Annotated in this window: 20 protein-coding genes; 3 read left to right on the top strand and 17 right to left on the bottom strand. The window is 72.8% G+C overall.

Annotation, left to right across the window (positions count from 1 at the left end):
- Positions 1-176: 176 nt before the first annotated feature.
- The 9 genes from ACFYO9_RS32895 to ACFYO9_RS32855 all read right to left on the bottom strand — a co-directional run bounded on the left by ACFYO9_RS32895 (position 177) and on the right by ACFYO9_RS32855 (position 11,989).
- Positions 177-1,130: a DUF5829 family protein gene (locus ACFYO9_RS32895; protein ID WP_358775649.1), complete on the bottom strand. Its 954-nt coding sequence runs from the start codon at positions 1,128-1,130 to the stop codon at positions 177-179.
- Positions 1,131-1,769: 639 nt separating this feature from the next.
- Positions 1,770-3,497: an FAD-dependent oxidoreductase gene (locus ACFYO9_RS32890; protein ID WP_358775647.1), complete on the bottom strand. Its 1,728-nt coding sequence runs from the start codon at positions 3,495-3,497 to the stop codon at positions 1,770-1,772.
- 29 nt (positions 3,498-3,526) lie between these two features.
- The gene (locus tag ACFYO9_RS32885) at positions 3,527-4,441 is read right to left on the bottom strand and encodes a diiron oxygenase (protein ID WP_358775645.1); all 915 of its coding nucleotides are present in this window, start codon (positions 4,439-4,441) and stop codon (positions 3,527-3,529) included.
- A gap of 209 nt (positions 4,442-4,650) precedes the next feature.
- Positions 4,651-5,841, bottom strand: a complete 1,191-nt coding sequence (locus ACFYO9_RS32880; protein WP_358775644.1) for an MFS transporter — start codon at positions 5,839-5,841, stop codon at positions 4,651-4,653.
- Entirely contained in the window at positions 5,825-6,427 is a 603-nt protein-coding gene (locus tag ACFYO9_RS32875; protein ID WP_358775642.1) for a GNAT family N-acetyltransferase, read from the bottom strand. The genes ACFYO9_RS32880 and ACFYO9_RS32875 overlap by 17 nt, the downstream gene beginning before the upstream one ends.
- Positions 6,424-7,653 carry a type III PLP-dependent enzyme gene (locus tag ACFYO9_RS32870; protein WP_388666792.1) on the bottom strand — a complete coding sequence of 410 codons (1,230 nt, stop codon included), beginning with the start codon at positions 7,651-7,653 and terminating at the stop codon, positions 6,424-6,426. Before ACFYO9_RS32870 ends, ACFYO9_RS32875 begins: the two co-directional genes overlap by 4 nt.
- A 2-nt stretch (positions 7,654-7,655) precedes the next feature.
- Entirely contained in the window at positions 7,656-8,975 is a 1,320-nt protein-coding gene (locus tag ACFYO9_RS32865) for a DUF6271 family protein (protein WP_358775641.1), read from the bottom strand.
- On the bottom strand, positions 8,957-9,997 hold the full coding sequence (locus tag ACFYO9_RS32860) for a phytanoyl-CoA dioxygenase family protein (RefSeq protein WP_355819742.1): 1,041 nt from the start codon (positions 9,995-9,997) through the stop codon (positions 8,957-8,959). The genes ACFYO9_RS32865 and ACFYO9_RS32860 overlap by 19 nt, the downstream gene beginning before the upstream one ends.
- Positions 9,998-10,510: 513 nt before the next feature.
- On the bottom strand, positions 10,511-11,989 hold the full coding sequence (locus tag ACFYO9_RS32855; protein ID WP_358775638.1) for an esterase: 1,479 nt from the start codon (positions 11,987-11,989) through the stop codon (positions 10,511-10,513).
- A gap of 388 nt (positions 11,990-12,377) precedes the next feature.
- Between ACFYO9_RS32855 and ACFYO9_RS32850 the strand changes: the two genes are divergently transcribed.
- A complete protein-coding gene (locus tag ACFYO9_RS32850) occupies positions 12,378-14,186 on the top strand; it encodes a choice-of-anchor A family protein (RefSeq protein WP_358775636.1) in 1,809 nt (602 codons plus the stop codon).
- Between the two features lie 50 nt (positions 14,187-14,236).
- Here the strand turns inward: ACFYO9_RS32850 and ACFYO9_RS32845 are convergent, their stop codons facing one another.
- The gene (locus ACFYO9_RS32845; protein WP_358775634.1) at positions 14,237-14,914 is read right to left on the bottom strand and encodes a L,D-transpeptidase; all 678 of its coding nucleotides are present in this window, start codon (positions 14,912-14,914) and stop codon (positions 14,237-14,239) included.
- 131 nt (positions 14,915-15,045) lie between these two features.
- Between ACFYO9_RS32845 and ACFYO9_RS32840 the strand changes: the two genes are divergently transcribed.
- Together ACFYO9_RS32840 and ACFYO9_RS32835 are read left to right on the top strand one after the other, a co-directional pair.
- Positions 15,046-15,456, top strand: a complete 411-nt coding sequence (locus tag ACFYO9_RS32840; RefSeq protein ID WP_358775632.1) for a DUF779 domain-containing protein — start codon at positions 15,046-15,048, stop codon at positions 15,454-15,456.
- A 47-nt stretch (positions 15,457-15,503) separates the two neighbouring features.
- Positions 15,504-16,793, top strand: coding sequence for a phosphodiester glycosidase family protein (locus ACFYO9_RS32835; protein WP_358775631.1), 1,290 nt, complete (start codon positions 15,504-15,506; stop codon positions 16,791-16,793).
- A gap of 35 nt (positions 16,794-16,828) precedes the next feature.
- On the opposite strand, the gene ACFYO9_RS32830 is transcribed toward ACFYO9_RS32835, so the two are convergent.
- The 7 genes from ACFYO9_RS32830 to ACFYO9_RS32800 form a co-directional block, all read right to left on the bottom strand.
- Complete coding sequence (locus ACFYO9_RS32830; protein ID WP_358775629.1) at positions 16,829-18,397, bottom strand: hypothetical protein; 1,569 nt, start codon at positions 18,395-18,397, stop codon at positions 16,829-16,831.
- Between the two features lie 80 nt (positions 18,398-18,477).
- The gene (locus ACFYO9_RS32825) at positions 18,478-18,672 is read right to left on the bottom strand and encodes a hypothetical protein (RefSeq protein ID WP_355812679.1); all 195 of its coding nucleotides are present in this window, start codon (positions 18,670-18,672) and stop codon (positions 18,478-18,480) included.
- 140 nt (positions 18,673-18,812) lie between these two features.
- Positions 18,813-19,673 carry a phosphatidylinositol-specific phospholipase C/glycerophosphodiester phosphodiesterase family protein gene (locus ACFYO9_RS32820; protein ID WP_358775627.1) on the bottom strand — a complete coding sequence of 287 codons (861 nt, stop codon included), beginning with the start codon at positions 19,671-19,673 and terminating at the stop codon, positions 18,813-18,815.
- 174 nt (positions 19,674-19,847) lie between these two features.
- Positions 19,848-20,516 carry an ATP-binding cassette domain-containing protein gene (locus tag ACFYO9_RS32815; protein ID WP_358775625.1) on the bottom strand — a complete coding sequence of 223 codons (669 nt, stop codon included), beginning with the start codon at positions 20,514-20,516 and terminating at the stop codon, positions 19,848-19,850.
- Complete coding sequence (locus ACFYO9_RS32810; RefSeq protein WP_358775675.1) at positions 20,509-21,462, bottom strand: ABC transporter ATP-binding protein; 954 nt, start codon at positions 21,460-21,462, stop codon at positions 20,509-20,511. The genes ACFYO9_RS32815 and ACFYO9_RS32810 overlap by 8 nt, the downstream gene beginning before the upstream one ends.
- A gap of 44 nt (positions 21,463-21,506) precedes the next feature.
- Positions 21,507-22,400, bottom strand: a complete 894-nt coding sequence (locus ACFYO9_RS32805; RefSeq protein WP_358775673.1) for an ABC transporter permease — start codon at positions 22,398-22,400, stop codon at positions 21,507-21,509.
- Positions 22,401-22,437: 37 nt separating this feature from the next.
- The gene (locus tag ACFYO9_RS32800) at positions 22,438-23,403 is read right to left on the bottom strand and encodes an ABC transporter permease (RefSeq protein ID WP_358775672.1); all 966 of its coding nucleotides are present in this window, start codon (positions 23,401-23,403) and stop codon (positions 22,438-22,440) included.
- Between the last annotated feature and the right edge of the window lie 43 nt (positions 23,404-23,446).

Here is a 23,446-nt window from a genome sequence, read left to right as displayed (position 1 = left end):
CCCACCACCCCCGGTTACAGCCCCCCGGCGGGGGCCGCGTTGCCCCCCCCCGGCCGGTTTTCCCCCGGGGTTTCTTGCCCTACCCCCGCCCGGGGGGGGGGGGGGCCCGGGGGGGGGCCCCGGGCCCACCACCGCGTACCCGACGGCGGGTGAGACCTGCTTTCTCTCCTTGCCGCCTACTGCGGCCCGGCGAACGTCCACACGGCGCGGGCGCCGGGACCGACCGTGAGCGTCGACCGGCCGATCTGCTCCACGTGCCGCTGCTTGACGCTCTTGTTGAGCGCGAAGGTGATCTCGCGCAGGCCGGCGCCCGCGCGGGGCGTCGCGTCGAGGCGGATCGTGGTGCCGCCGCGCAGGGCGACGGCGCTGCCGCCCGGCAGGGTGCGGACCTCGAACCCGCCCGCCCGCAGCAGCGGCACGGTGCTTGCGACGTCGCGAGCCGTGGTGGCGAGCCGGATCGACGTCACGTCGCGCATCTGATGGTCGCGGTAGTCGTCGTTGAGGTACCGCTCGCGTCCGACGTCGCCGGGGTGGGCGGCCGGCTCCGTCTTGGAGCGCGGGTCGGCGAAGTACTCCGGCCGGTACTCCATCGTCCAGGCGCCGAAGGAGTCGTACGCGTCGGCGGCGATGGCGAAGAAGCCGTCGAACCACGGCACCGGGACGCCGTCGCCGAAGTCACGGGTCTGCCGGAAGTCGGCCGGGGTGACCCCGAGGCCGACGAGCCGCTCGCGCACCGTCGCCAGATCGCCCGCGCGCTCGACCGAGACGCCCATGCCGCCGGCGCCGAACTCGCCGTCCTTGCCCGGCAGATCACCGACGCCGAACAGCTCGACGTAGGTCTCGCGGCCCATCAGGTAGCGGCCGGTCCAGGTCTGGCCGTCGGAGCCGGTGGTGGTGCGGACCTGGAAGTTGGCGAAGTCCCGCAGGTAGGCGGAGTGCTCGATGGCGTCGGCGGTCTCGCGGTCGAGGACGCCGTACGCATGGTTGAAGAAGAGGAGTTGACGGCCGGTCGCGGGCCGGTCGTCGCCGGCCGGCGCCGCCCACGCGCCACCCCCGGGGGCCCAGAGCAGCGCGGCGGCGAGCACCGCGACGAGGGCCATGAACGTACGCATCTTCCGGCGCAGCAGCATGCAGGCGATCGTAGGGCGGCCGGCGCCCCGGACGGGCGCACTCCGCCGAGTTGGCCCCCGAGTGGGTCATGGGCTAAAGTCGATCTTGTGCTCGCGCCGCCGGAACGACGGTGCCGGGCCCGGCGTTGGTGGTCCAAGGAAAGGCGCCCCACTTCCTGTGGGGAGATGCAGGTGCAAGGCCTGCCCAGCGCTCGCGACGGAAGGCCCGGTCTCCCCAGGGAGGCCGGGCCTTCTGCTGTCCCCCAATGGGTTCCCCCGTCCCACCGGGTCCGCCTGTTGCCCGGGGCGCCCGGGGCGAGGCATGGGGCGCGTGGGGTGCTCCGTACTTCAATTGGTGTGCGCGGTGTGCTCGGGGTAGAGATGAAAAGGGGCCCTGCCCGCATCGCCTTCCATGCTCCTACTGTCTTGGTGAACTCCCGCGCACCGAGGCCGTAGTTGAGGCGGGTCGGCCGCGCCGCACGGGGTGAGCCCGGCGCGGCCGGACCTGCACGGCCGTTCGTCCGCGGTGGCCCCCCTGCCCGGCGTACGCTGGCCGTACGGTCATCCGCCGAGCAGCATGCTCCTGCGGTCGCGGGAGGCGGCGGGGGCATGCCCGTCCGAGCGGATCCCGCGAGGCCGCGGGGTGGCCGTCAGCGCACGTCAGCGCAGGAGGCCGCCGCGGCGCGCCCTCGCCGTGGCGACCAGCTCGTCCACCGTGGCCAGTTTGACCCGCGGGCGTCCCGCGCCCTCTCCCCGGGTGACCTCGGCCCGTTCGATGGCGGCCAGGCCGCGCGCGTCGACCACCTGGCGGTTGCGGCGCCGGGCCAGCCGGTGGAAGGCCTTCGGGGCGTGCCGGGGCGCCGGAAGCGTGCCCGCGACCGCGTCGGCGAGCAGGGTGGAGACCGTCTCCGCGGCGCAGGTGCGGTTGGCGCCGATGCCGCCGGTGGGGCCGCGCTTGATCCAGCCCACGACGTAGGTGCCCGGCTGTCCGGCGACGCGGCCGCCCTCGTGGGGCACGGTGCCGTTGCTCTCGTCGAAGGGCAGCCCGGCGACGGGCACCCCGCGGTAGCCGATCGCGCGCAGCACGAGGCCCGCCGCCACCGTCCGCTCCCCGGTGCCCGCGGTCACCCGGACCGCCTCGACCCGTTCCGCGCCCAGGAGTTCGGCGGGTTCGCAGAAGAAGCGCAACACGATCCTCCGGCCCGGCACCGGCGGCTGTTCCCACTCCGGCCGGGAGCGCGGGACGCCGCGCAGGATGGCCGCCTTGTCGTGGGCGTCGGCGGCGTCGACGGCTTTCGCGACGCGCGGGTCGTGGTCGTCGACCGTCAGCTCCACGCCCGGCAGATGCTTCAGGGCCAGCAGCTCGGAGCGGGTGTACGCGGCGTCCTCGGGGCCGCGCCGGGCGAGCAGGACCACCTCGCGCACCGCGCTGTCGCGCAGGGCCCGCAGCGCGTGGTCGGCGATGTCGGTGCGGGCGAGGGTGTCCGGGTCGGCGAGCAGGATCCTGGCCACGTCGAGGGCGACGTTGCCGTTGCCGACGACGACGGCTCGCTCGGCCGACAGGTCGACGCCGTCCGCCGCCGCATCCGGGTGGGCGTTGTACCAGTTGACGAACGCGCTCGCGGAGGTGCTGCCGGGCAGCTCCTCCCCCGGTATCCCCAGGCGCCGGGCGGCCGATGCGCCGACGGCGTAGATCACCGCGTCGTGGTGGGCGGCGATCTCCTCCGGGGTGACGTCGGTGCCCACGTCCAGGCCGAGGTGCATCCGTACCCTCGGATGTCCGTGGAAGCGCGCGAACGTGTCGCCGACCTTCTTGGTCGCCGGGTGGTCAGGCGCAACGCCATAACGCACCAGGCCGCCCGCCACCGGCAGCCGGTCGATCAGCGTCACCTCGGCGCTGGTGTGCAGCAGCAGATCCTGCACGGCGTACATCCCGGCGGGCCCGGTGCCGACGACGGCGACCCTGAGCGGTGCGAAGTCCGCGGGCAGGACCCGGGGGAAGGACGGCTCGCCCCAGACGTGGAAGTTCGGCCCCTGCCGGGCGGGTTCGGACACCGACTCGGTTCCGGGCTCGGACTCGGACTCGGACTCGGACTCGGTCTCGGTCTCGCGGGCGTCGTCCGCCGTACCCGTATCGCCTTCGTAGTACGCCGCGTTGAGGGCGGCGTACTCCTTCTGTCCGGGCAGCAGGCTGTCGACCGGGAAGATCGCGTCGACGGGGCAGGCGTCCGCGCAGGCGCCGCAGGCGATGCACGTCTTCGGGTCGATGTGCAGCATCTCCGTGCTGCCGAACGCCCGCTCCTGCGGCGTGGGGTGGATGCAGTTGACCGGGCACACGGCGACGCACGTGGCGTCGCTGCAACAGGTCTGCGTGATGACGTAGGTCATGATCGTCGGCTCAGCTCGCTCGGATCGGCTCAGATGAGGTGGGCGCGCTTGTAGAACACCAGGGCCGGCTTGGTGAGCAGCCCGCACGAGGCGAGGAACTCCATGAGCCCCGAACAGCTGGACCGCATCATGGACTTGTGGTGCTCGTTGGCCTTCGCCTCGGCCAGCGCGCGCTCCTCGTCCAGTCCGGCGTTCGCGTACACCTTGCGGTTCACCATGCTGGTGACGATGACGTACGACGCGATGGCGATGACGAGGGCGTTGATCTGGCGCCGCGCCCGTCCGGCGCCCGCGAGCCGCTTGCGCGTCTGGTCGCGGGCGAACTTCATGTGCCGGGACTCCTCGACGACATGGATGTTGTTGATGGTGCGCACGAATGGCACGACCCGCTCGTCCCGCATCCAGTCGCGCTGCATCACGTCGAGGACCTCTTCGGCCACCAGGATCGCGGCGTACGCGGCCTCGCCGAAGGCGACCGACTTGAACGCCCTGCCCATTTCGACGGCCCACCGGCGCGGCCGGTAGGCGGGCGCCCCGAGCTTCTCGGCGCCCCGGGCGAACATGATGGAGTGGCGGCACTCCTCGGCGATCTCCGTGAGCGCCCACTGCACCTCGGCGCTGGTCGGATCCTTGGCGTAGACGTCGCGCAACACCATCTGCTGCAGGATCATCTCGAACCAGATGCCCGTGCTGGCCACCGACGCCGCCTCCTGGCGGGTCAGCTCCTTGCGCTGCGCCTCGGTCAGCTCCTGCCAGTAGGCGGTGCCGTAGAGCGTGCACCACTCGGGGCTCGCGCCGTGGTACTCGCGGTCCAGCGGCGTCTCCCAGTCGACCTCGGTGGCCGGGTCGTACGCCAGCACGGCGGCCGAGTCCAACAGCCGCCGGGCGATGTCGCCCTCCGGTGAACTGCCCTGTGTGCTCGGCCGAACAGTGCTGCTTGCCATGCTGCGGCTCCCTTGGCTCTCGAAGTCCGGGCAGCGGGCACGGCGCCGCGTCGCACGGCAGACCGCGACCCCCTTGTTAGACGGAATGTATAACAAGGGGGCCGGGCGCGCCTACCCTCGGGTAAGTACGAGATGCGGCAGTGCAGGTGGGGCGGATGAGACGGCGCGGACCGGCGGCCGGGACCGCGCGAGGGAGCCCGCGCGAAGGCTCAGCCGCTCGTCGTCGCGGGCCACCGGATCCGCGTACTGCACGCGGAGACGACGAGCGCCGACGCCGCGACGGCGGCAAGTCCCCACACCAGGCTGCTCGCGTGGGCGATGAAGCCGATGAGCGGCGGGCCGGCCAGCAGACCCGTGGTGCCCATGGCGGCGACGAGGGTCAGCGAGTCCGAGCCCTGTCCCGCCGCGGCCACATAGACGCACGGGGTGACGGCCGCGATGCCGAGGCCGACACAGGCGAAGCCGAGCAACGCCGGCACCAGACCTCCGCTGAGCAGGGCGAGCGCCAGGCCCGCCCCCGCCAGCACGCTCCCGGACAGGACGATCCGGCCGTCGCCCCAGCGGCTGCGCCAGCCGTCGGCGAAGAGGCGGGCGACGACCATCATGCCCGAGACCACGGCGATGCCGAGGGGCGCCAGCTCGGCGGAGGCGTCGGCCACGTCCTTGAGATAGAGGGCGGACCAGTCGTTCATGGCGCCCTCGGTCACCGTGCCGAAGGCCATGGCGACGCACATCCACAGCGTCATGCTGGACGGCACGGTCCACTTGCTCTTCGCCGGCGTGACCGTCTGCCGCTCCTCCCCCGCCTCGGCGGTCTCGTTCGCGGCGTCCGCCTTCTCGGCGAGTAGCCCCGTGCGCGCGTAGGCGACCAGCAGGAGCAGGAACGCCGCAGCCGCGCCGAAGTGCACGGCGACCGTCGACGTCACCGCGTTCATGCCGGAGGCGAGCAGCGCGGCGAGCAGCGAACCGCCGCTGAACGTGGCGTGCAGGCGGGCCATGGCGTTGCGCTCGTACCGGCTCTCCAGCTCGGCGCCCTGGGCGTTCATGGCGACGTTCAAAGCGCCGACGAGCACGCCGTCGACGCACATGACGAGCAGCGCGACGGGGTAGTTGGGCGCCCCGGCCAGGGCCAGCAGGAGCAGGGCCAGGCAGAGCGCCGACAGGAGCGCGAGGCGCTGCGAGCCGAGGCGCCGCATCAGCACCGCGACCACGGGGAACGACACGGCCGCGCCGATGCCCGCGGCCATCAGGAGCACGCCGACCTCCGCGTCGCTCAGGTCGAGGTCCGCCTTGATGGCCGGGATCCGCGACGCCCAGGTGGCGTACTGGAAGCCGAGCGAGCAGAACAGCGCCGCGATCGCCAACTGGCTCCGGTGAAAGGGATCACGCAACCTGAGCACTCGTATCAGTCCACTTCTCGGTGTCCGTCGATGGTTCTGTCCCGCTCCGCGCCCTGAGGTCCGTGTCTGCGTCCGCGCCCGCGCCCGCGGGGATCGCACGCGCCATGTAGACCGCCGTCGGGCCGTACCCGGCCGGCGGCGGGCCCCCGCGCCGGGCCACGAAGCCGCGGCCCGCCCAGAACGTCTCGCTGCCGCCGACCGCGATCAGGGAGATCCAGTCGTACCCGAGCGAGCGCGCCGTCGCGGTGAGGCGGCGCAGCAGGTGTCGCGCGAGGCCCCGGTGGCGCAGGTGTTCCGCGACGACGATGTCGTGCAGGTGCAGGTTGCCGGTGGGGCGGACCGGCCCCCGTTCGGTGCCGCGCAGCTCCGGGTACTCGCTCTCCGGATACGGCAGGGCCAGCAGGTAACCGGCCAACTGCCGCCCCACGTCCAGCGCGAAGCACGTACTCGGAGACGCCCGTACGCGGGACTCCAGCGCGGGCCGCCCCTCCGACAGGCCGAGCGGGCTGTAGGCCCGGGACTCCAGGGCCGTGATGGCGTCCCAGTCCCCTGCGGCGATGGGGCGCACCCGTATCTCCTCGGTCATGCGCCCTCGCCCCGGTCGTCGACGCAGACGTACGGCAGGGGGCCGAAGCCGTTGAAGCCCTGCGTCATGTAGCTGGTCGCGTAGGCCCCGCAGGAGAGCACCCAGACCGGGTCGCCGGAGGCGAGGTCGGCGGGCACCTGGACGAGGCCGTCCTCGTGGGAGTAGGCGTCGTCGCTGTCGCAGGTGGGCCCGGCGACGACGGCGGACACGGATGGGGCGCCGGGATGGGTGGGGAAGACCAGGCGGTACTGCAACTGGTCCATTTCGTAGAGGCCGTTGAACTTGCCGCAGCTGAGGTAGAGCCAGTGCCGGCGCTCTCCGTCGGGGCGGCCGCGTGCGGAGAGCCGGGAGACGTGGGCGCGGATCGCGCCGTGGTCGGCGACGAGGTGACGTCCCGGTTCCACGACGAAGCCGAGCCGGTGTCCGGGGATGGCACCGAGGCGGGCCATGCCCTCGCGGATCACGGTGAAGATCTTGTCCATCGGCGGGTCGAGGGGCCTGCCGTGCTTGTCGTGGTAGCCGCGGGCGGGCAGGCCGCCGCCGAGGTTGACGTGGTCCAGTCGGATCCCGCGCGCCGCGAGCGCGGTCAGCACGTCGGCGATGCGGTCGAAGGCGCCCTGCCAGGCGTCGGCCGTCATCTGCTGGGAGCCGACGTGCACGGAGAGACCGGCAGGTGTCAGACCCAGGTCGCGGGCGGTCTCGAGGATCGCGACGGCGTCCTCGGGCGAGCAGCCGTACTTGTTGCTGAGCCCCCACAGCGCGCCCTCGCCGGTGGTCGCGAGCCGGCAGAACACCCGGCTGCCCGGCGCGTGCACGGCGACGGCCCGCACGTCCTCCAGGCTGTCGGTCGCGAAGTCCCTGATGCCGAGCCGGAACGCGTCGGCGATGTTCCGGTCGGACTTGACGGTGTTGCCGTAGTGCATCCGCTCGATCGGCACGCCGGCCCGCAGCGCCTGCTCCACCTCGGCGGGTCCGGCCGCGTCGACGCCGCAGCCGCGCCGCGCCAGCAGGGTGAGCACCTCGTCGACGGGGCAGGCCTTCATGGCGAACCGGACGGCCACGCCCGGGAGTTCGCGGAGCAGCGCCTCGTAGCCCTCCTCGATGCCGGGGAGGTCGAAGATGATCCGGTCCTCGGGCGCGGCGGCCAGTGCGTCCAGGAGGCGGGCGCCGTCCTGCCAGGGCGCCGGGGTGTGGTGCGGCTGTTCCCTCTCGTGGGTCGTCGTCACGCTCACGCCGGGTGTCCCGCCGTCAGGGTGGGTCCCGCGTCCTTGCTCGCGCGCACCAGGGGCTGCCACGCCTCGGTGAGCAGGGCGAAGTCCTCGATGTCGCGGCGCGCCTCGTCGAGCAGGCGCTCGCGCCGGGTGGCGAGGTGGTCGGCGCAGTCGGCGTACCGGCCGCCGAGCGAGCGGTACGCGGCGTCGATCCGGTCCAGTCGACGGTGGTTTCCTGCCTGGTCGAGCAGGGCGCTCTCACGGGCGAACCCGGCGATGACGTCGGGGCGGACCTGCCCATGTTCGTCAAGCAGGGCTTCGCCGGCCGCGGTCATCCGGTCGTAGATGTGGTTGAAGTAGAGCATCGACAGGAAGAACTTCACGAAGCGCGTCTGGTACGCGAGGAAACCGGCGTCGGTCCTGCGTTCCGCGGTGTAGTAGTTGACGATGTTGCGGTTGTGCAGGACGCCGGGGAGCGCGGCGTCGTGGACCAGGTGGATGAGGAAGTAGTCGCTGCCGATGGTGTCGGTCGCGGGCGGCAGCGGCACGCTCTCCTGCACGCCGTGGAAGCTGATGTTGCACATGTCGACGCGCATCGGGTCGATGAGGCCGAGCGTCGTGTGGTCGCTCACGAAGGGCTCCGTGCCCGCGCCCCGGAACGAGTCCTCGACGAGGTCGCGCTTCTGGCTCTCGGACCAGTCGTCGGGTGCCCAGAGGCTGACCACGTCGTGGTACACGTCCGGGTCGAGCCGGCGGATCTCGCCGATGTCGACGGAGAGTTCGCCCACGAAGGAGCTCCCGACCATCGCCACCCGCCGGTGCGCGTGGCGCGGTGCGAGGGTGTTCTCGGTGACGCCGGGGGCGGCGTCGGCGGCGGGCCTGCCGAGCGAGTCGAGTTCGTGGTGGACAGGGAAGACGGGCTCGCCGTCGCGGGTCTGGTAGCGGCTGTCGGAGTCCCTGCGGTGGACGGACTCGCAGCCGAGGGCCGCGGCGACGAGGAAGGCGCGGTTGGTGCAGGCGCCGTAGGAGAGGCCGTCGGGGAGCATCAGGTCCAGCATCAGCTCCGGCTTGGCGACCTGGGCGGCGGCGATCACCCGGCGCAGGAAGGCGCGTTGCGCGGCCTCGTCCAGGTGGTGCACGACGACGCGCGGCACGTCGGGCAGCGCCTGTACGGCACGGGCGTGCGCGGCGAACGTGGCGGGGTCGGAGGAGTCGAGGATCAGCAGGTGGGCCTCGACGTCGAAGTGCCCGGCGGCGTAGGCCGCTTCCTCGCCGATCGCCGCGATGGTGTCCGGGCAGGCCCGGTTGGTGGGCAGCGTCAGGCAGATGCGGCGCATGCGGCTTCCTCGTTCCAGGACTTGAGGCCGAGCAGCTTGGCGCCGAGGTCGTTCAGGGCGGCGGTGCCGTAGCGGAGCGACTCGTGCTTGTGCGCGTCGCCGAGCAGCGTGGCGTTCCAGTCGGGCGTGCTCAGGTCGCGCCAGGAGTCGACGCGGGAGCGGCGCAGCTCCTCGTGGCCCTCCAGCGCGGGCATCATCGAGAGGTACTGGACCGCGCGGACGCCGTTCTCGGAGGTGTTGGGGGCGACGCCGTGCGCGAGCAGGCCGTTCCAGATCAGCAGGTCGCCGGCGCCCAGCTCCGGCCGTACGACGGGCATGTCGTCCCGGTCGATGGCGGGGCGGATGGGGTCGCGGCCGTCGGGCTGGAGGGCCTTCCACCGGTCGAAGCGGCGGAAGAGCTCGGGGCAGCACTGGAAGCCGCCGTGGTCCTCACGGGTGTCGTCCAGGGCGATGATCCCCTGGACGCGCTGGGGCAGCACGCCGAGCGTGGTGTCGACGTCCCAGTGCAGGTTGATGTCGAAGCCGCGTTCCGTGGGCGCGATCAGGGAACGGGAGCGGTTCTTGACGTTGGGCGGGTTGAGGTTGAGCCGGTCGAGCGTCACCCAGAGCTCTTCGCAGTCCCATACGTCCACGAACGCGTCGTAGACCCGCTGGGTCTGCCGGCTGTCCCAGATCAGCTGGTGGTGGTAAGCCTCGACGAAGCCGTAGACGTGCAGCTCGCGGTCGAGGTCGGAGCGGAACTCGCGCTCCTCGTACCAGGTCTCCGGGCGGCCCCGGTCGAGACCCTGGAACTCCCAGGCGAAGTCGAGCAGGTCCTTCGCGGCGTCGGCGGGTATCGCCTCCTTCACGACGACGTAGCCGTACGTCTGCCAGTGGGCGAAGTCCTCCTCCGAGAGGACGCGCAGGGGCCGGGTCTTGTGCAGGTCGCGCAGCTGGGTCTGCGCCAGGTACGTGTCGCCGTCGGCGCTGAAGTAGGGGACGTCGGAGGGGGCGCGATGGAGGTAGCGGTCGCTCGCTGGCATGTGGTGCTCCAAGGTTCGGTTCTGTCGTCCGGCGGCAGGACTCCACGCCGGGTCGGGCCACGGAGGGCCCGCCGGGGCAGCGCGTACTCACCCGCCCCCTGTCGAACTTGCGTACCACCAAAATGGACTAGACCAACTCTCCGTGTCAACAATTGAATTGGGCGCCTTGAGGGTCAAAAGGGCGATATTTACCCCGTGTTCACGCGCCCGCCATAAGGGGATTTGGCGAAGATTCCGCAGCTCAACTGCGGTCTACCGAAGGGTAGTTGGTCCAGACCAAAGGAAATCGTTGAGCGGTGAAGGACACCACGAAGAGCCGCCCGGCGCGGGGCGCCGGACGGTAGACATGGTTACGGAACGCACGTGCCCCCTGCCGCATGCGTACGGACCGCATGCGGCAGGGGGCACGTGCGTGGGCGGCCTCCGGACGCGGTGGCGAGCACGTTCCGCGATGATGCACGGAGCCGGCCGCTCGCCACCTTGCCCGGAGGTCTGCCCCTCAGGGCATCGGCGTCACTCGTCGATCGCCGCGCCGAACGCCGACCCGGTGGCCGGCGCCCCCAGCGAACCCGCGCCGTACGTCCACGAACCGGAGCCGGTCACGCCGCCCGACCCGGCGGAGAGGACCCACACCACGCCGTCCCCGGCGTTCTCACCGGGCGCGGCCGCGAGGAGCCCAAAGCGGCCGTCGCGGTTCGGGTCCGAGAGCCGCACCTGACCGCCCCACTTGTCGCCCTTCTCGGGCGCACCCGGGATGTCGGCGTCGTCCTGGTCCCACGACTTGGCGCCGGTGGCCGTCATGCCGTTCTCCGAGCCGTTCAGGACCCACACCGCGCCCGCGTCCGCGACCGTCCCGATGTCCTCGCCGGGAGCGCCGATCGCGACGTCCGCGAAGCCGTCGCCGTTCGTGTCCGCCACGGAGAGGTCGGCGCCCCAGCCGTCACCGCGCTCGGCGGTGCCGGGCACGCCGGCGGAGTCCTGCGTCCACCACTTGGCCTCCTCCAGCAGACCGTCCTCGGTGCCGTAGCGCACGCCGACCTGGCCGCCGGTCGTCGTCGCGCCGCCGTCGTCCGGGGAGGCCGGCTCGCCGGTCACCAGGTCGTCGTAGCCGTCGTTGTTGATGTCACCGGAGGCGGTCGCCGGGCCGCCCTTCAGGTCGTTCTTGTACGTGAGGCCGTCCGCGCCGCCCGCGAACTGCACGGACAGACCGCGCCCCGGGTCGTCGCCCCCGGTCAGACCGGAGACGACGAGGTCGGCGTAGCCGTCGTCGTCGTAGTCACCGGTGGTCAGCGACTTGGGCTGGAAACCCTCCGCCGCGGCGGAGGCGGCGAGCCGCTCGCCGGCCTGGCGGCGCAGCGGCGCCCGCTCGCCGGGCTGCGGCGCGGGCTCGTAGGCGAACAACTGCATGTGGTCGCGGTCCAGGACGGCGAGCTCGTCGCCCGGCGTGACGCCGGAGAGGTGCGCGGCGGCGAGGGCCGAGCCGAACTGCGCGCCCGCGGCGGGCTCCCCGGCCTGCAGCCAGTCGCTCGCGGCGCCGGAGAGGCCCGTCTTCGAGCCCCACAGGACGGCGACGCCGCCGGCGTCGGCCGTGGCGTCGAGATCCTCGCCGGGGATGCCGATGACCGCGTCGTCGAATCCGTCGCCGTCCAGGTCGCCGGTGGCGACGGCCCTGCCGAAGGCGTCGCCCGCCTCCGCCGCGCCGGAGACGCCGGCCGTCGACTGGCTGAACCGGGCGACGTTCGTGGTGCCGATGCCTCTGGTCGAGCCGTACTGGACCGTGACCAGTCCCGCGCCCTTGGCACCGCTCACCGTCGCACCGGGGGCGCCGACCAGCACGTCCTCGTACCCGTCGCCGTTGAAGTCGCTGTTGCGGTCGTCGGCGTGGGTTCCCCCAGGCGTGCCGGCGAGGGCGGAGGGGGCGGCGGCGATACCGGCCCCGGTCAGCAGAAGGAACGATGCCGCGGCGAGGGCGGCCGAACGGTTCTTGCGCACGAGCGGCTCCTGAGAATGAAGGTGGCCGGGCAGGCGCGGGGGGTGTCCGGAAAGGGCCCGTTCCTTGTCCGGCGCCCTGTTCGACACGGGATGCGGCACGAGGGTTGTACGACGTGCCCGAGCTCCTTGCGCGCCCGGACCACGTTGATGCGGGCGCTGTAGTCGCCGTACGTCATCTGCATGAGGGCGCGTGGTACGGGGCCGGGAAGCGGACGGGCCCGTCCCGGATGTCTGCGGGGCCCGTCCCGATGTCTGCGGGGCCCGTCCCGGATGGCGCAGTACTCGTCCTTTGCAGTGCTCTTCGTTCGAGGCGCGGACGGCTTCAGCGGTCGCGCCCGCCGATCGTGCGAGCCTCCTCGACGTCTCTGTGATCACGTGAGGAGCTGATGTGCGCGCAACCCTCCCTTCCCTCATCCCGTCCGGCATGAGGTATCTGTGTCTCCTCGGCGTCGTCGCGGGCGGCGGCCTGTCGGCCGTGCCCGCCGCCGCGCACTCCTCCCCGCACCCGGGGCACGCCCCGGCCGGGTCCTCCGTGGCCGCCGCCAAGCCCCTGCCGGGCGGGCTCGGCCCGTGTGTGCCGGGCACCTGCCCCGACGGCGGCTATCCGCCGGTCAACAACGACCGGATCAAGTACCGCGACAACGCCGTCAACATCTATGTCGGCGAGGACTTCCTCGTGCGCGGGCGGGCCTCGGAGGCCGAGGGCCGCGTGGTGGTCCTGGGCGACTTCGACCAGAACAAGACGGCCGGGGCCAGCAGCGTCTACAACGTCGGCGAGGCCGGCGTCGGCTCCCGGGTGGCGCCGCCCGTCGGCGCGGACTGGCTCACCACCGGTGGCGACGTCACCGTCGCGGGCGGGCAGCGGCTCCTCGCCGAGGGCGGCGTGGTGCGGCACGCGGGCGACACCTCCGGCAGGATCGCCGCCACCCTCCGCAAGGACCCCGACGCCGCCGACCCCTATGTCCCGCTGCGGGACGAGCTGACGGCCGCCAGCCGGTGCTACGCCCACCCCGACGGCGGCACCCGTACCCCCACGGGAACGGTCCGGCACGCGGGCGGCGAGACCCTGTTCCACGGCGACAACAGCCCGGACCTCCAGGTCTTCAACGTCGACTTCGATCTGATGGGCGGCAACGGCGGCCAGGAGGGCATCCGTTTCGAGGGGATCCCGGACGGCGCCACGGTCCTGGTCAACATCCTCGGCACCCACCGCACCATCAACACCTACAGCGGCACCATCGACGACAGCAGCGGGCTCAACAAGCTGCGCACCCGGCTGCTGTGGAACTTCCCCGACGCGACGTCGGTGGAGCTGAAGGGCACCGGCCAGTTCCAGGGCAGCATCCTGGTCGGCCACCAGAGCTCGAACACCACGGTCAGCGTGCCCGGCATCAACGGCCGCTTCTTCACCACCGGCTCGCTCACCCACACCAGCTCCGCCTCGGGCGGCGGCGGCCAGGAGTTCCACAACTACCCCTTCGACGGCGACCTGCCCGACTGCGCCACGGTCTCCACCTCGGGCCAGGTCAAGATCGTCAAGAAGGACGAGGCCAGCGGAGAGCCGCTCGCGGGCGCCGAGTTCGAACTGTGGCGGGAGACCAACGGCGACGACGGCCTGCAGACCGGCGGCGCCGACCCGGACACCGAGGTGGGCAGCCGGTGCGTCACCGAGGAGCCGGGCACGTGCGCGTCGAGCGTGCCGCTCGGCACGTACTACTGGCGCGAGACCAAGGCCCCGGCAGGCCACGTCCTGCCCGATCCGAACGTCTTCGGCCCCCTCGAACTGACCGCGGCCAACGCCGATGAGGGCGTGACGGTCACCGCCACCAACAAGAAGAAGCCGACCGTTGAGGAAGGCAGCGTCACCGTCGTCAAGAAGGACAAGAAGACGGGCAAGCCGCTGGCGGGCGCCGTCTTCCAGCTGTGGCGCGAGACCAACGGGCGCACGGGGCTCCAGACGTCCGGGGCGTCCCGCGACACCCTCGTCGACGCGGGCTGCGCCACGGACGGCCGGGGCCGGTGCGCGTACCGGGGCCTCGACCTCGGCTCGTACTACCTCAGGGAGACGGCCGTCCCCGACGGTTACGTCCTGCCGAGGAACAGGGTCAGCGGGCCGCACAAGGTGACCGCCGGCAACGCCGCCAAGGGCGTCACGGTGACGCTCACCAACCAGCGCGGCGGCGGCAAGAAGAAGTGACGCACGCGGCTGTGGGCCGCGTGATTTCCGCGCACCGGGTACGGGTGGTGTCAGCCGCCGGTACCCGGTTTCGTGCCCCAGAGGTAGAGGCGGTCGCCCTTCAACAGCAGGTCGTACAGGCGCCTCGCGTCGTTCATGGCGAGGTTGACGCAGCCGCCCGAGCCGGACGAGAACAGGTCCTTGCGGGTGCCGTGCAGGGCCTGACCGCCGTTGAAGAACTGGGCGTACGGCATCTCGACGTCGTAGAGCGTCGAGTAGTGGTCGCGGTGCTTCCAGTAGATGCGCTGCCAGCCCCGGCGGGTCTCCAGGCCGTCCCGGCCGGTGCGGATCGGCACCGGGTCGAACACCAGCCTGCGGCCGCTCTGGGACCACAGGATCTGCCGGGTGAGGTCCACACAGGTGATCCGGTACGGCCTGACGGGGCACGCCCGCCGGGCCGCGGGGTCACGCCGGATCCGGTCCGCGACGACCAGACGGTACGTCCGCAGGGTCGCCCGCCCGTCCGCCGGACGGATGCCGAGCCGCTCCTGGAGCCGGCGGATGGCCGCGCAGTCGGCGGGCGACTGGCGTCCGTCGACCGGCAGCCGCAGCTCCCGCTCCAGCTCGCGCTGGTAGGGCGCGGTGCCCGCGCGGCACGGCGGTTGCGGGCCGGCGGCAGAAGCTGCGGGTGCGTGCGGGGCGGGCACGGCCAGGGACAGGGCGGCGATCGACGAGAGGAGCCAGCGCATCGCCCCAGCTTCACCGCCGCGCGCCCGCGACCGGGGCGACACGGCACGACAAGCCCACGATTGGTCCATCGGGGATCCTGCGCCCCCGCCGTGCAACCCTGTTGCAACGTGGTTGGAGGAAGAGTGATCCCATGGACCGTCATGAGACCAAGGACAGCGGGGGTGTTGAGCCCGTCGTGGAGCTCACCCCGGCGGCCGCCCGGCTCCTGCGCCGGCTGCGCGAGCAGCACGGGCCGCTGATGTTCCACCAGTCCGGCGGCTGCTGCGACGGCAGCGCCCCCATGTGCTACCCGGACGGCGAGTTCCGCACCGGCGACTCCGACGTGCGCCTCGCGTCGCTGGCGGTCGAGGGGGTGGCCGAGCCCGTCGCGTTCTGGATGTCCCGGAGTCAGTACGCGGTGTGGAGCCACACCCGGCTGATCGTGGACGTCGTGCCGGGACGGGGCAGCGGCTTCTCGCTGGAGGCCCCGGAAGGCGTACGTTTCCTCATCCGTTCCCGGCTGGTCGGTGCGGAGCCACCGGCGTCTGGTGAACTCCTTTGACTGCTGGGACAGTTGGTCCGCCGATCGGTCGACAACAGGGGGTACCTGTGACACGTCGCACGCAACGGAACGGCCGGTTCAGAACGGCCTGCACCCTCATCACGACGCTCGGCACGCTGGCCGGCGCGGCTCTCCTCGGAGCGGCTCCGGCCGACGGCGCCGCCGGGAGCGCGCGAGGCCCGGCGGGCCGGAGCGCGCCGAGCCCGATCGCACCGGGCGTGGAGTACCGGTACTTCGACATCCCCACCGCGCGCGGCACGGCCCGCGCCCACGTCCTCGACGTGGATCTGCGCGACCCGCGCGCGAGCGTCGGGCTGCTCTACCCCGGCAAGGTCGCCGCGCGGGCGCCCGTCTCCGCGCTCGCGGACGGCGTCGGCGCCGTCGGCGGCATCAACGGCGACTTCTTCAACATCACCGAGACCCAGCACCCCGGTGTCGAGGCGACCGGGGCGCCGGTCGGCCCCGCCGTCGCGAATGGCCGCGCCCTCAAGGCCGCCGTGCCGAACGGGCAGCGCTTCGGTCCGGCGATGCCGCCGGGCGTGACCACCGAGGCCGTCCTCGGGGTCGGGACGGACCGCCGGGCGCGCCTGGACGACCTGGCCCTGGAGGGGCAGGTCCGCACCCCCGGGAGCAGCCTCCCGCTGGGCGGCCTCAACCAGTACGCGCTGCCGGTGGGATCGGTGGGCGCGTTCACCGACGACTGGGGCTCCGTCTCGCGGACGCGCGCGACCTGCGGCACCGACACCAGTCGCGGCGCGCCCTGCAGCACGGACACCCATGAGGTGACGGTCCGCGGCGGCCGGGTGGTGGCCTCGTCCGACACGCCGGGCACCGGGCCCATCGCGCGTGGCAGCACGGTCCTGGTCGGGCGCGAGGAGGGCGCGCAGCAGCTGCGCAAGCTCTCGACGGGCGACCGGGTCTCGGTCAGCCACCGCCTGGTGGCCGCCGCCTCGCACGTCCCCTTCCGCTTCGCGCTCGGCGGCTTCCCCGTGTTGCGGGGCGGTGTGCCGCTGCCCGGCCTGGACACCACCACCTCGGCGGTGCGCACGGCGGCCGGGATCTCCGACGACGGGCGCCGGCTGCTGCTCCTCTCGCTCGACGGGTCCCCGGAGTTCCGCACCGGCCTGACGGTCGCGGAAGTGACCGACACCCTGCGGGAGTTGGGCGCGCGGGACGGCTTCAGTCTGGACGGCGGCGGCTCCTCCACGCTGGTGTCGGCCACGTCCACGCTGGTCGCGCGGGCGCCGGGCGCCGATGCCGTGACGGTGCGCAACCACCCCAGCGGGGGTGCGGAGCGCCCGGTGCCCAACGGCATCGGCGTGTTCTCCCGGAAGTGAGAGGTGACCGGCCGGTCCCGTCGCGGGGCGGCCGGTCACTTCGTGTCGCGCACCGCGACAAGGCCGTTGAAGGCGCCCACGTAGGCGGTCCCGTCGGGGCCGAGCGTCACCGGCGCCCAGTTGTTGTCGTACGCGATGCCCGTGCCGGCGAGCCGCTTCCACCGCGTGCCGCCGGTACGGAAGTCGACCGCCGTCAGGTACCAGGCATCGATGCCGAGGCGGTTGGGCTCCTTGGTGTAGAAGTACAACAGGCCGTTGGCGGTGGAGAGTTTGGGCACCGTGGACGGCGAGCGTTCGCCGCTCTCCCAGACCGTGTCGCAGCCGCTGCCGTCCTCGCGCACGTCGATCCGGCTGACGCCGCCGACGACGCTGCGTCCGAAGGTGAGCGACGTGATGTTCTCGTAGCCGTAGTTGTTCTCGACGACCAGGCTGTCGCCCCAGGTGATCAGGGAGTTGTCGGTGGTGGAGGCCCCGGAGCCGAAGACGGGGACCTTGCAGACGAGCCGCTTGTCGGCGGGCACGTCGGTGCCGCGCCGGTAGACGAGGACGTTCATGCGGTCGTCGGCATTGTCGGTGATCGCCACGTAGTCGTCGTTCTTGCCGAAGAGGTCGGGCGTGGTGCCGGAACCCTGGTTCACCGAGCCGGGCTTGGTGCCGCTGCCCCGGTCGTACGTCTGGCGCCAGATCGCCTTCGGCGTGCCGTCCGGCCCCGCCCGGAAGCTGTAGAGGGCGTGGTCGGAGACGATGGAGACGCCGTCATCGGCGACGGAGAAGGAGTTCTGGATCTCCTCGCCGTCGAGCCGGACGGAGCGGATGTCACCGCTCTTCGGGTCGACGGTGCCGATGCGGCCCTGCCGGGTCACCCACCAGACGCGGCCCTCCCAGTCGGGCATCACGGAGGTGACCGGATCGCACGTGCCGCTCGGGTAGAGGTTGGTCCAGCTGACGCAGTCGTGTGGGACGTGTGCCGTGAGGTCCCACTCCTTGTCGACGACAAAACGCCAACTCCCGTCCGCCGCCTGCTCGTGCGCGAGCCGGACGATGTGCTGGCGGGAGTCGGCGAGGACGAGCCGGTCCTCGTTGTCGAGGTAGGAGTATGCGCCGCCCGAGGTGTCCTTGAAGATCCTGGAGAAGTCGAGCCGGGTGATGGCCTCGATCGTGGAGGGCCGTTGCGGGAGCTTGTACTCGGCGAGGGTGTCCAGCGTCGTCGGGTCGAGCAGCTTGACCAGGAAGCCGGTGAAGGTGCCGCAGACGGTGACGATGCGCCCGGCGCGGTCGAAGGTGACGGTGGCGCACTCGCCGCCCAGCGCGGCCATCTTCTCGCTGTCGACCGCGGGCCGCTGCCCGAGCGGCCCGTTCCAGGGGTACGTTCCGCTGCCCGCCGCGTCGGCGTGCATGCCGCTGCGGCCGTTGGCGGCGAGGTACGGGTGCTGGGGCGGTGGGGTGCCGGGCAGCGGGCGGGCGTCGGCGGGCGCGCCCTCGTAACTCTCGACGAGCCGGTGGCCGGGGGCGTTGGGGATCTCGTCGGCGTACGCGGGGACCGTGAGGGAGACGGTCAGAGCCACGGCGCTGACGGGAACGAGGCGGCGCAGTCTGCTGGGCATGCGCCGAAGCTAGAGCGGGGCCCGGCAAGTGTCCATGAAACGGCGTCAGTTGTTCATGAAGACGCAAAGAACGCCATCGGTCATGGCTGGATGCCGCTGACGATGCCCGCGGTGGCGGTCAGTCCCTCGCGGATGGTGGGGGCCATGCTGGTGCTCGCCAGGTAGAAGCCCAGCAGGGCGCAGACGATGGCGTGCGAGATCTTCAGTGCTCCGTTGCGCAGGAAGACCACCGCAAGGATCAGGAGCAGCAGTACGACTGAGATCGAAATGGCCACGGGAGTACCTCCTCCGCCACGCGACACCGCGGGCTCACGGCCGTCAGTGTGGCGTAGCGGAGGGTGCGTCCGGGCATCTGACCTGTGCTCCGAACGGGTGCTCCTTGTTGTGGTGTTGGCTGTGGTGTTGCTCGGCGGGGTCAGCGGCCGTGCGCGTCGAGGAACCCTTCGAGGCCGGCCAGGTCGTCGGTGTTGAGGTGATCGACACCGGCGGCGAGCAGCTCGCCCCAGACCGCGTCGCGCTGGGGTCCCGGCAGGTCCGGGGTCGCCCAGAACCGGACGCGCTGTCCGTGCGCGTGGGCCCCGGAGACGATGCCGCGCAGCTTGGCCCGTTCGGCGGAGGGCATCGGGCCCGTACCCGCCCAGCTGAAGTTGAGGGACCAGTTGTCGCTGATCAGCGGGATGAGCGAGGCGGGCGCCGGGGTGCCGAGGTCGGTGAGCCGGCCGTCGTAGAAGGCGTACCGGACGCGCTGCGCCTCCATCGGGACGCGCGCCGCGCGGTCACCGGAGACGACGGCGGTGAGGGCGCCGCGGCGCACCTTCCCGTGGACGTACGTGGTGAACAGGTGCCGGTAGGGCCGCAGATGCTCGTGGAGCGCGGTGTACGTGACCGCGCCCTCGGTCTTGATGTCGATGAGCAGCTGGAAGGGGGTGCGGTGGTAACCCCGGTACACGGAGCCGTGGTTGGCGCGCACGCGGGCGGCCAGCGGGTCCAGGTAGAGGGATTCGAGGGTGCGGGTGGGGTCGAGGTCGACCGGGTCATGGGCGACGAGCAGCTGTCCCTCGACGAGGTAGATGTCGGCCTCGACACTGTGGAAGCGGTGGTCGAGCGCGTCGAGGAGGGGCCGCGGGTGGTCGTAGTCGTTGTGGGCGTGGGCGCGGAGCAGCGGCCGGGGCTGGTGACCGCGGTGGCTCGCGTGCGCGTAGGCGGGCGTCACCATGCCACCGGCGAGGGCGGCGCCGAGGGTGGTGAGGGCTCTGCGACGGGTGATGAGGGCCATGTTTGCCTCCCGGGAAGACGGGTGGGTGCGCCGCCGGAGTGCGACGGCGCGGGGAACGACGACGGGCGGGACCCAGTGAGTATGAGGCCCCACCGGCACGGGGAGACCCTGCCCGTAAGGGAGTTGGCGCTATCGACGCCGTGCGTTCACGTCCGCCCGGGGTGGGGCAGCCTGCTACCCGGTAATGGGGGCCGTCAGGTCGTCCCAGTGTGCCGTGCGGTCGCACCACCGCTCCAGCAGGACGCGGTCGTGGCCGACCGCGAGCAGGCCCGCGCCGCGCTCGGCCCGGTACTCCTCCACGACGTGGACCAGGGCCGCCGTCGTCGAGGCGTCCAGCATCGCCGTCATCTCGTCGCAGATCAGCCAGCGCGGGCGCAGCACCAACGCGCGGGCCAGGCAGGCGCGTTGCAGCTGGCCGTCGCTGACCTCGTGCGGGCGGCGGCCCAGGAGGTCAGCGCCGAGGCCGACGCGGGCCGCGAGCTCCGGGACCAGTGCGGCCCCGTCGGCGCCGCGGCCGACGGCCCGCAGCGGTTCCGCGATCAGCGCCGTGAGGGTCAGCCGCGGGTCCGCGGAGAGCCGGGGCTGCTGGAAGACGACGCCGAACGCGGTCCGCTGCGCGCGGGGCGCCCGGTGGCGCCAGCCGGCGGCGGCCTCGCCGTCGATGACGACCTGCCCGGCGTCGGGGCGGTGCAGCAGCGCGGCGACCCGCGCCAGCGTGGACTTGCCGCAGCCGCTGGGGCCGAGCAGCCCGACGGAATCGCCGGGCGCGAGGGTGAGGTCGACGCCGCGCACGACGGGCGCGCGCCGGTCGTAACCGGCCGTGATGGAGCGCAGTTCAAGCACGGGGCGCCTCCAGCACGTCCGCGTGAGGGTGGTGGCAGGCCGTGCCGCCCGTGAGCGCGGGCAGCGCCCGGCACGCCTCGTCCGCGCGGTCGCAGCGGGCCGCGAACGCGCACCCCTCGGGGAGCGCGGACAGTTCGGGCGGCATGCCGGGGACGGACGTGAACTCCCGCTCGGGCAGGGCGTTCAGGAGCCCGCGGGCGTACGGGTGGCGGGGGCCCGGAGCGCCGAAGAAGGCCGCGGCGTCGGTGAGTTCGACGATGCGTCCCGCGTACATGACGGCGACGCGGTCGGCGATCCGTTCGGCGGCGGCCAGGTCGTGGGTGATCAGGAGCAGCGCGCGGTCGTCGCCGACGTGCCGGCGCAGCTCGTCCACCGTGCGGTCCACGAGGTCGCGGTCGAGGCCGGTCGTCGGTTCGTCGGCGAGCAGCAGCGGTGCGTCGCCGATGAGGGCGAGCGCGGTGGCGGCGCGCTGCGCGAGTCCGCCGGACAGCTCGTGGGGGTAGCGGTCGAGGTGCCCCGCGGGGAACGCGGCGCGCTCGGCGGCCGCCTCCGCCGCGGCCCGCAGGTGTGGCCGTCGCACTCCCGCGAGTTCGCGCAGCGTCTCCTCCAGTTGGGAGCGCACCGTGCGGACCGGCGTGAGGTGGGCGGCGGGGCTCTGCGGGACGAGGCCGACGCGCCGGCCCCGCACGGTACGGGCCAGGGTGCGCTCGTCGGCGGTGAGGAGGTCGACGCGATCGGCCGTAAAGGGGTCGACGCCGTCGTCGGTGTCGGCGGCCGGGAGGAGTGCGCTGCCGGCGGTCTCCGCGTTCTCCGGGAGCAGACCGAGCAGCGCGGAGGCGAGCACGGACTTGCCGCAGCCGCTCTCGCCGACCAGGGCGAGGCACTCCCCCGCCGCGAGGTCGAAGGTGGCGTCGGTGACCGCGCTGACGTGGGTGCCGCCGCGCATGCGGAAGCGTACGGAGAGACCCTGCACGGAGAGGACGGGGACCGTCACAGCATGAGCTCCGATCGGCGCCGGGGATTGATCCGCTCCCGCCAGGCGCCCGCGAGGCCCGCGATCGCCAGGGTGGGCACGATGATGAAGAGGCCGGGGAAGAGCGTCGGCCACCAGTCGCCGGCGAGCAGCGAACCGCGCGCGCTCTGCACGAGCGTGCCGAGGCTGGCCTGGTGGGTGGGGAGTCCGAGGCCGAGGAAGGAGAGCGCCGACTCGTGCCAGATGGCGTGCGGCACCATCAGGACGGCGGCGAGCCCGGCCTGCGGCAGGACGCCGGGCAGCAGGTGGCGCACGGCGACGCGCAGCCGCGAGGCGCCGCCGGATATCGCCGCGTCGACGTAGGGCCGCGCGCGCAGCGAGAGCACCTCGGCGCGCACGATGCGAGCGGTGGACAGCCAGTGGGTCAGCGCCACGGAGACGACGACCGGCCAGACGCCCGGCCGGAACATGGCGACGATGAAGATGCCGAGCAGCAGATGCGGCACGGAGGAGAAGACGTCGACGAGCCGCATCACGAGCCGGTCCACCCACCCTCCGGAGGCGGCCGCGAGGGCGCCGACCGCCGTGCCGATGACGGTGGCGACGACGGCCGCGACGACCCCCACGAGCAGCGAGACGCGCAGTCCGTAGACACAGCGCAGCAGCAGGTCGCGCCCGACGTCGTCGGTGCCGAAGGGGTGTGCGAGTGACGGCGGCCGCAGCTTCGAGGCCAGGTCGACGGCCTGCTCGTCGAGGTGGCCGAGGGGCGGTACGACGAGCACGGCGAGGACGACCGCGGCGACGAGAACCGCGGAGGTACGCACCCGCCACGCGCGCGTGGAGCGACGCACACCGCCCCGGGCCCGCCAGACGACGTCGGTCGTCCCAGGCGTCCCGGCCGTCCCCTTCATCCCGGTCGTCCCATCCGAACCGGTCGTCCCGGTGGTCTCAGCCATCGAATCCCACCCTCGGGTCGGCGAGGCCGTACAGGAGATCGGCCACGAGGTTGCCGAGCAGCACCGCCGCCGTGGCGAGTGCGGTCAGCGCGGCGAGCAGCGGAAAGTCCACGGCGGTGGCGGCCTGCACGGTGGCCGCGGCGATGCCGGGCCAGCTGAAGACGGTCTCCACCAGGAGCGCTCCGGTGATCAGTTCGGGTACGCGGGAGCCGATGAGCGTGAGCACGGGGAGCATGCCGGAGCGCAGCGCGTGCCCGAGGAGCACGGTGCGTTCGGCGAGGCCACGCGCGCGTGCGCCGCGTACGGGGTCGTCGCCCAGCGCGTCGCCGACCCCTTGTCGCACGTAGAGCACGAACCAGGGCAGCTGCGAGATGGCCAGGACGCCCGCGGGCAGCACCAGATGGCTCGCGACCTGTCCGGCGGTCACCGTCGAGCTGGCCGTGTCGGTCAGACCGCCGGAGGGCAGCACGCCGAGTTTCAGCGCGAACAGCCAGACGGCGAGCAGGCCGAGCCAGAACGGCGGCGCGGCCTCCAGCGTGTACGCGAGGGACGTCACGGCGCGGTCGACCCAGCCGCCGGGACGGCGGGCGGCGAGGACCCCGAGCGCCGTACCGAGCAGGATCGCCACGAGGAACGCGGTCGCGGCGAGCAGCACGGACCAGCCGACCCGCTCGCCGATGACGTCGGCGACGGGCTGCCGCAGCGTGCTGGAGTCCCCGAAGTCGCCGGAGAGGGCGGAGGTCAGCCACTCCCACCAGCGGGCGGCCAGCGGCCGGTCGACGCCGAGGTTGGCGCGCAGCTGGTCGAGGTTCTCCTGCGAGGCGGTGAGCCCGGCGGTGCCCGCGTACGCCTTGACGGGGTCGAAGGGCGAGGCGGCGGCGACGGCGAAGACGCCGAAGGTGACGACGAGCAGCACGGGCACGGCGAACAGGGCGCGCCGGCCCGCGAGCCGGGCCATCGGCCCCCAGGGGAGGCGACGGCGCGTCGTCTCCCCCGGGGCC

The sequence above is a fragment of the Streptomyces sp. NPDC005863 genome (genome assembly GCF_042871345.1).
Lineage (GTDB): Bacteria > Actinomycetota > Actinomycetes > Streptomycetales > Streptomycetaceae > Streptomyces.
Note: the sequence above shows the minus strand (reverse complement) of the source record. Positions and strands in the feature narration are given on the sequence as shown.

Excerpts from the sequence above, each read along its gene's own strand:
- ACFYO9_RS32860 (WP_355819742.1), bottom strand. The coding sequence starts at position 9,997 with ATGCCAGCGAGCGACCGCTACCTCCATCGCGCCCCCTCCGACGTCCCC.
- ACFYO9_RS32805 (WP_358775673.1), bottom strand. The coding sequence starts at position 22,400 with ATGAAGGGGACGGCCGGGACGCCTGGGACGACCGACGTCGTCTGGCGG.
- ACFYO9_RS32875 (WP_358775642.1), bottom strand. The coding sequence starts at position 6,427 with ATGACCGAGGAGATACGGGTGCGCCCCATCGCCGCAGGGGACTGGGAC.
- ACFYO9_RS32845 (WP_358775634.1), bottom strand. The coding sequence starts at position 14,914 with ATGCGCTGGCTCCTCTCGTCGATCGCCGCCCTGTCCCTGGCCGTGCCC.
- ACFYO9_RS32865 (WP_358775641.1), bottom strand. The coding sequence starts at position 8,975 with ATGCGCCGCATCTGCCTGACGCTGCCCACCAACCGGGCCTGCCCGGAC.
- ACFYO9_RS32840 (WP_358775632.1), top strand. The coding sequence starts at position 15,046 with ATGGACCGTCATGAGACCAAGGACAGCGGGGGTGTTGAGCCCGTCGTG.
- ACFYO9_RS32810 (WP_358775675.1), bottom strand. The coding sequence starts at position 21,462 with ATGCGCGGCGGCACCCACGTCAGCGCGGTCACCGACGCCACCTTCGAC.
- ACFYO9_RS32890 (WP_358775647.1), bottom strand. The coding sequence starts at position 3,497 with ATGACCTACGTCATCACGCAGACCTGTTGCAGCGACGCCACGTGCGTC.
- ACFYO9_RS32830 (WP_358775629.1), bottom strand. The coding sequence starts at position 18,397 with ATGCCCAGCAGACTGCGCCGCCTCGTTCCCGTCAGCGCCGTGGCTCTG.
- ACFYO9_RS32820 (WP_358775627.1), bottom strand. The coding sequence starts at position 19,673 with ATGGCCCTCATCACCCGTCGCAGAGCCCTCACCACCCTCGGCGCCGCC.
- ACFYO9_RS32800 (WP_358775672.1), bottom strand. The coding sequence starts at position 23,403 with ATGGCCCGGCTCGCGGGCCGGCGCGCCCTGTTCGCCGTGCCCGTGCTG.
- ACFYO9_RS32885 (WP_358775645.1), bottom strand. The coding sequence starts at position 4,441 with ATGGCAAGCAGCACTGTTCGGCCGAGCACACAGGGCAGTTCACCGGAG.
- ACFYO9_RS32895 (WP_358775649.1), bottom strand. The coding sequence starts at position 1,130 with ATGCTGCTGCGCCGGAAGATGCGTACGTTCATGGCCCTCGTCGCGGTG.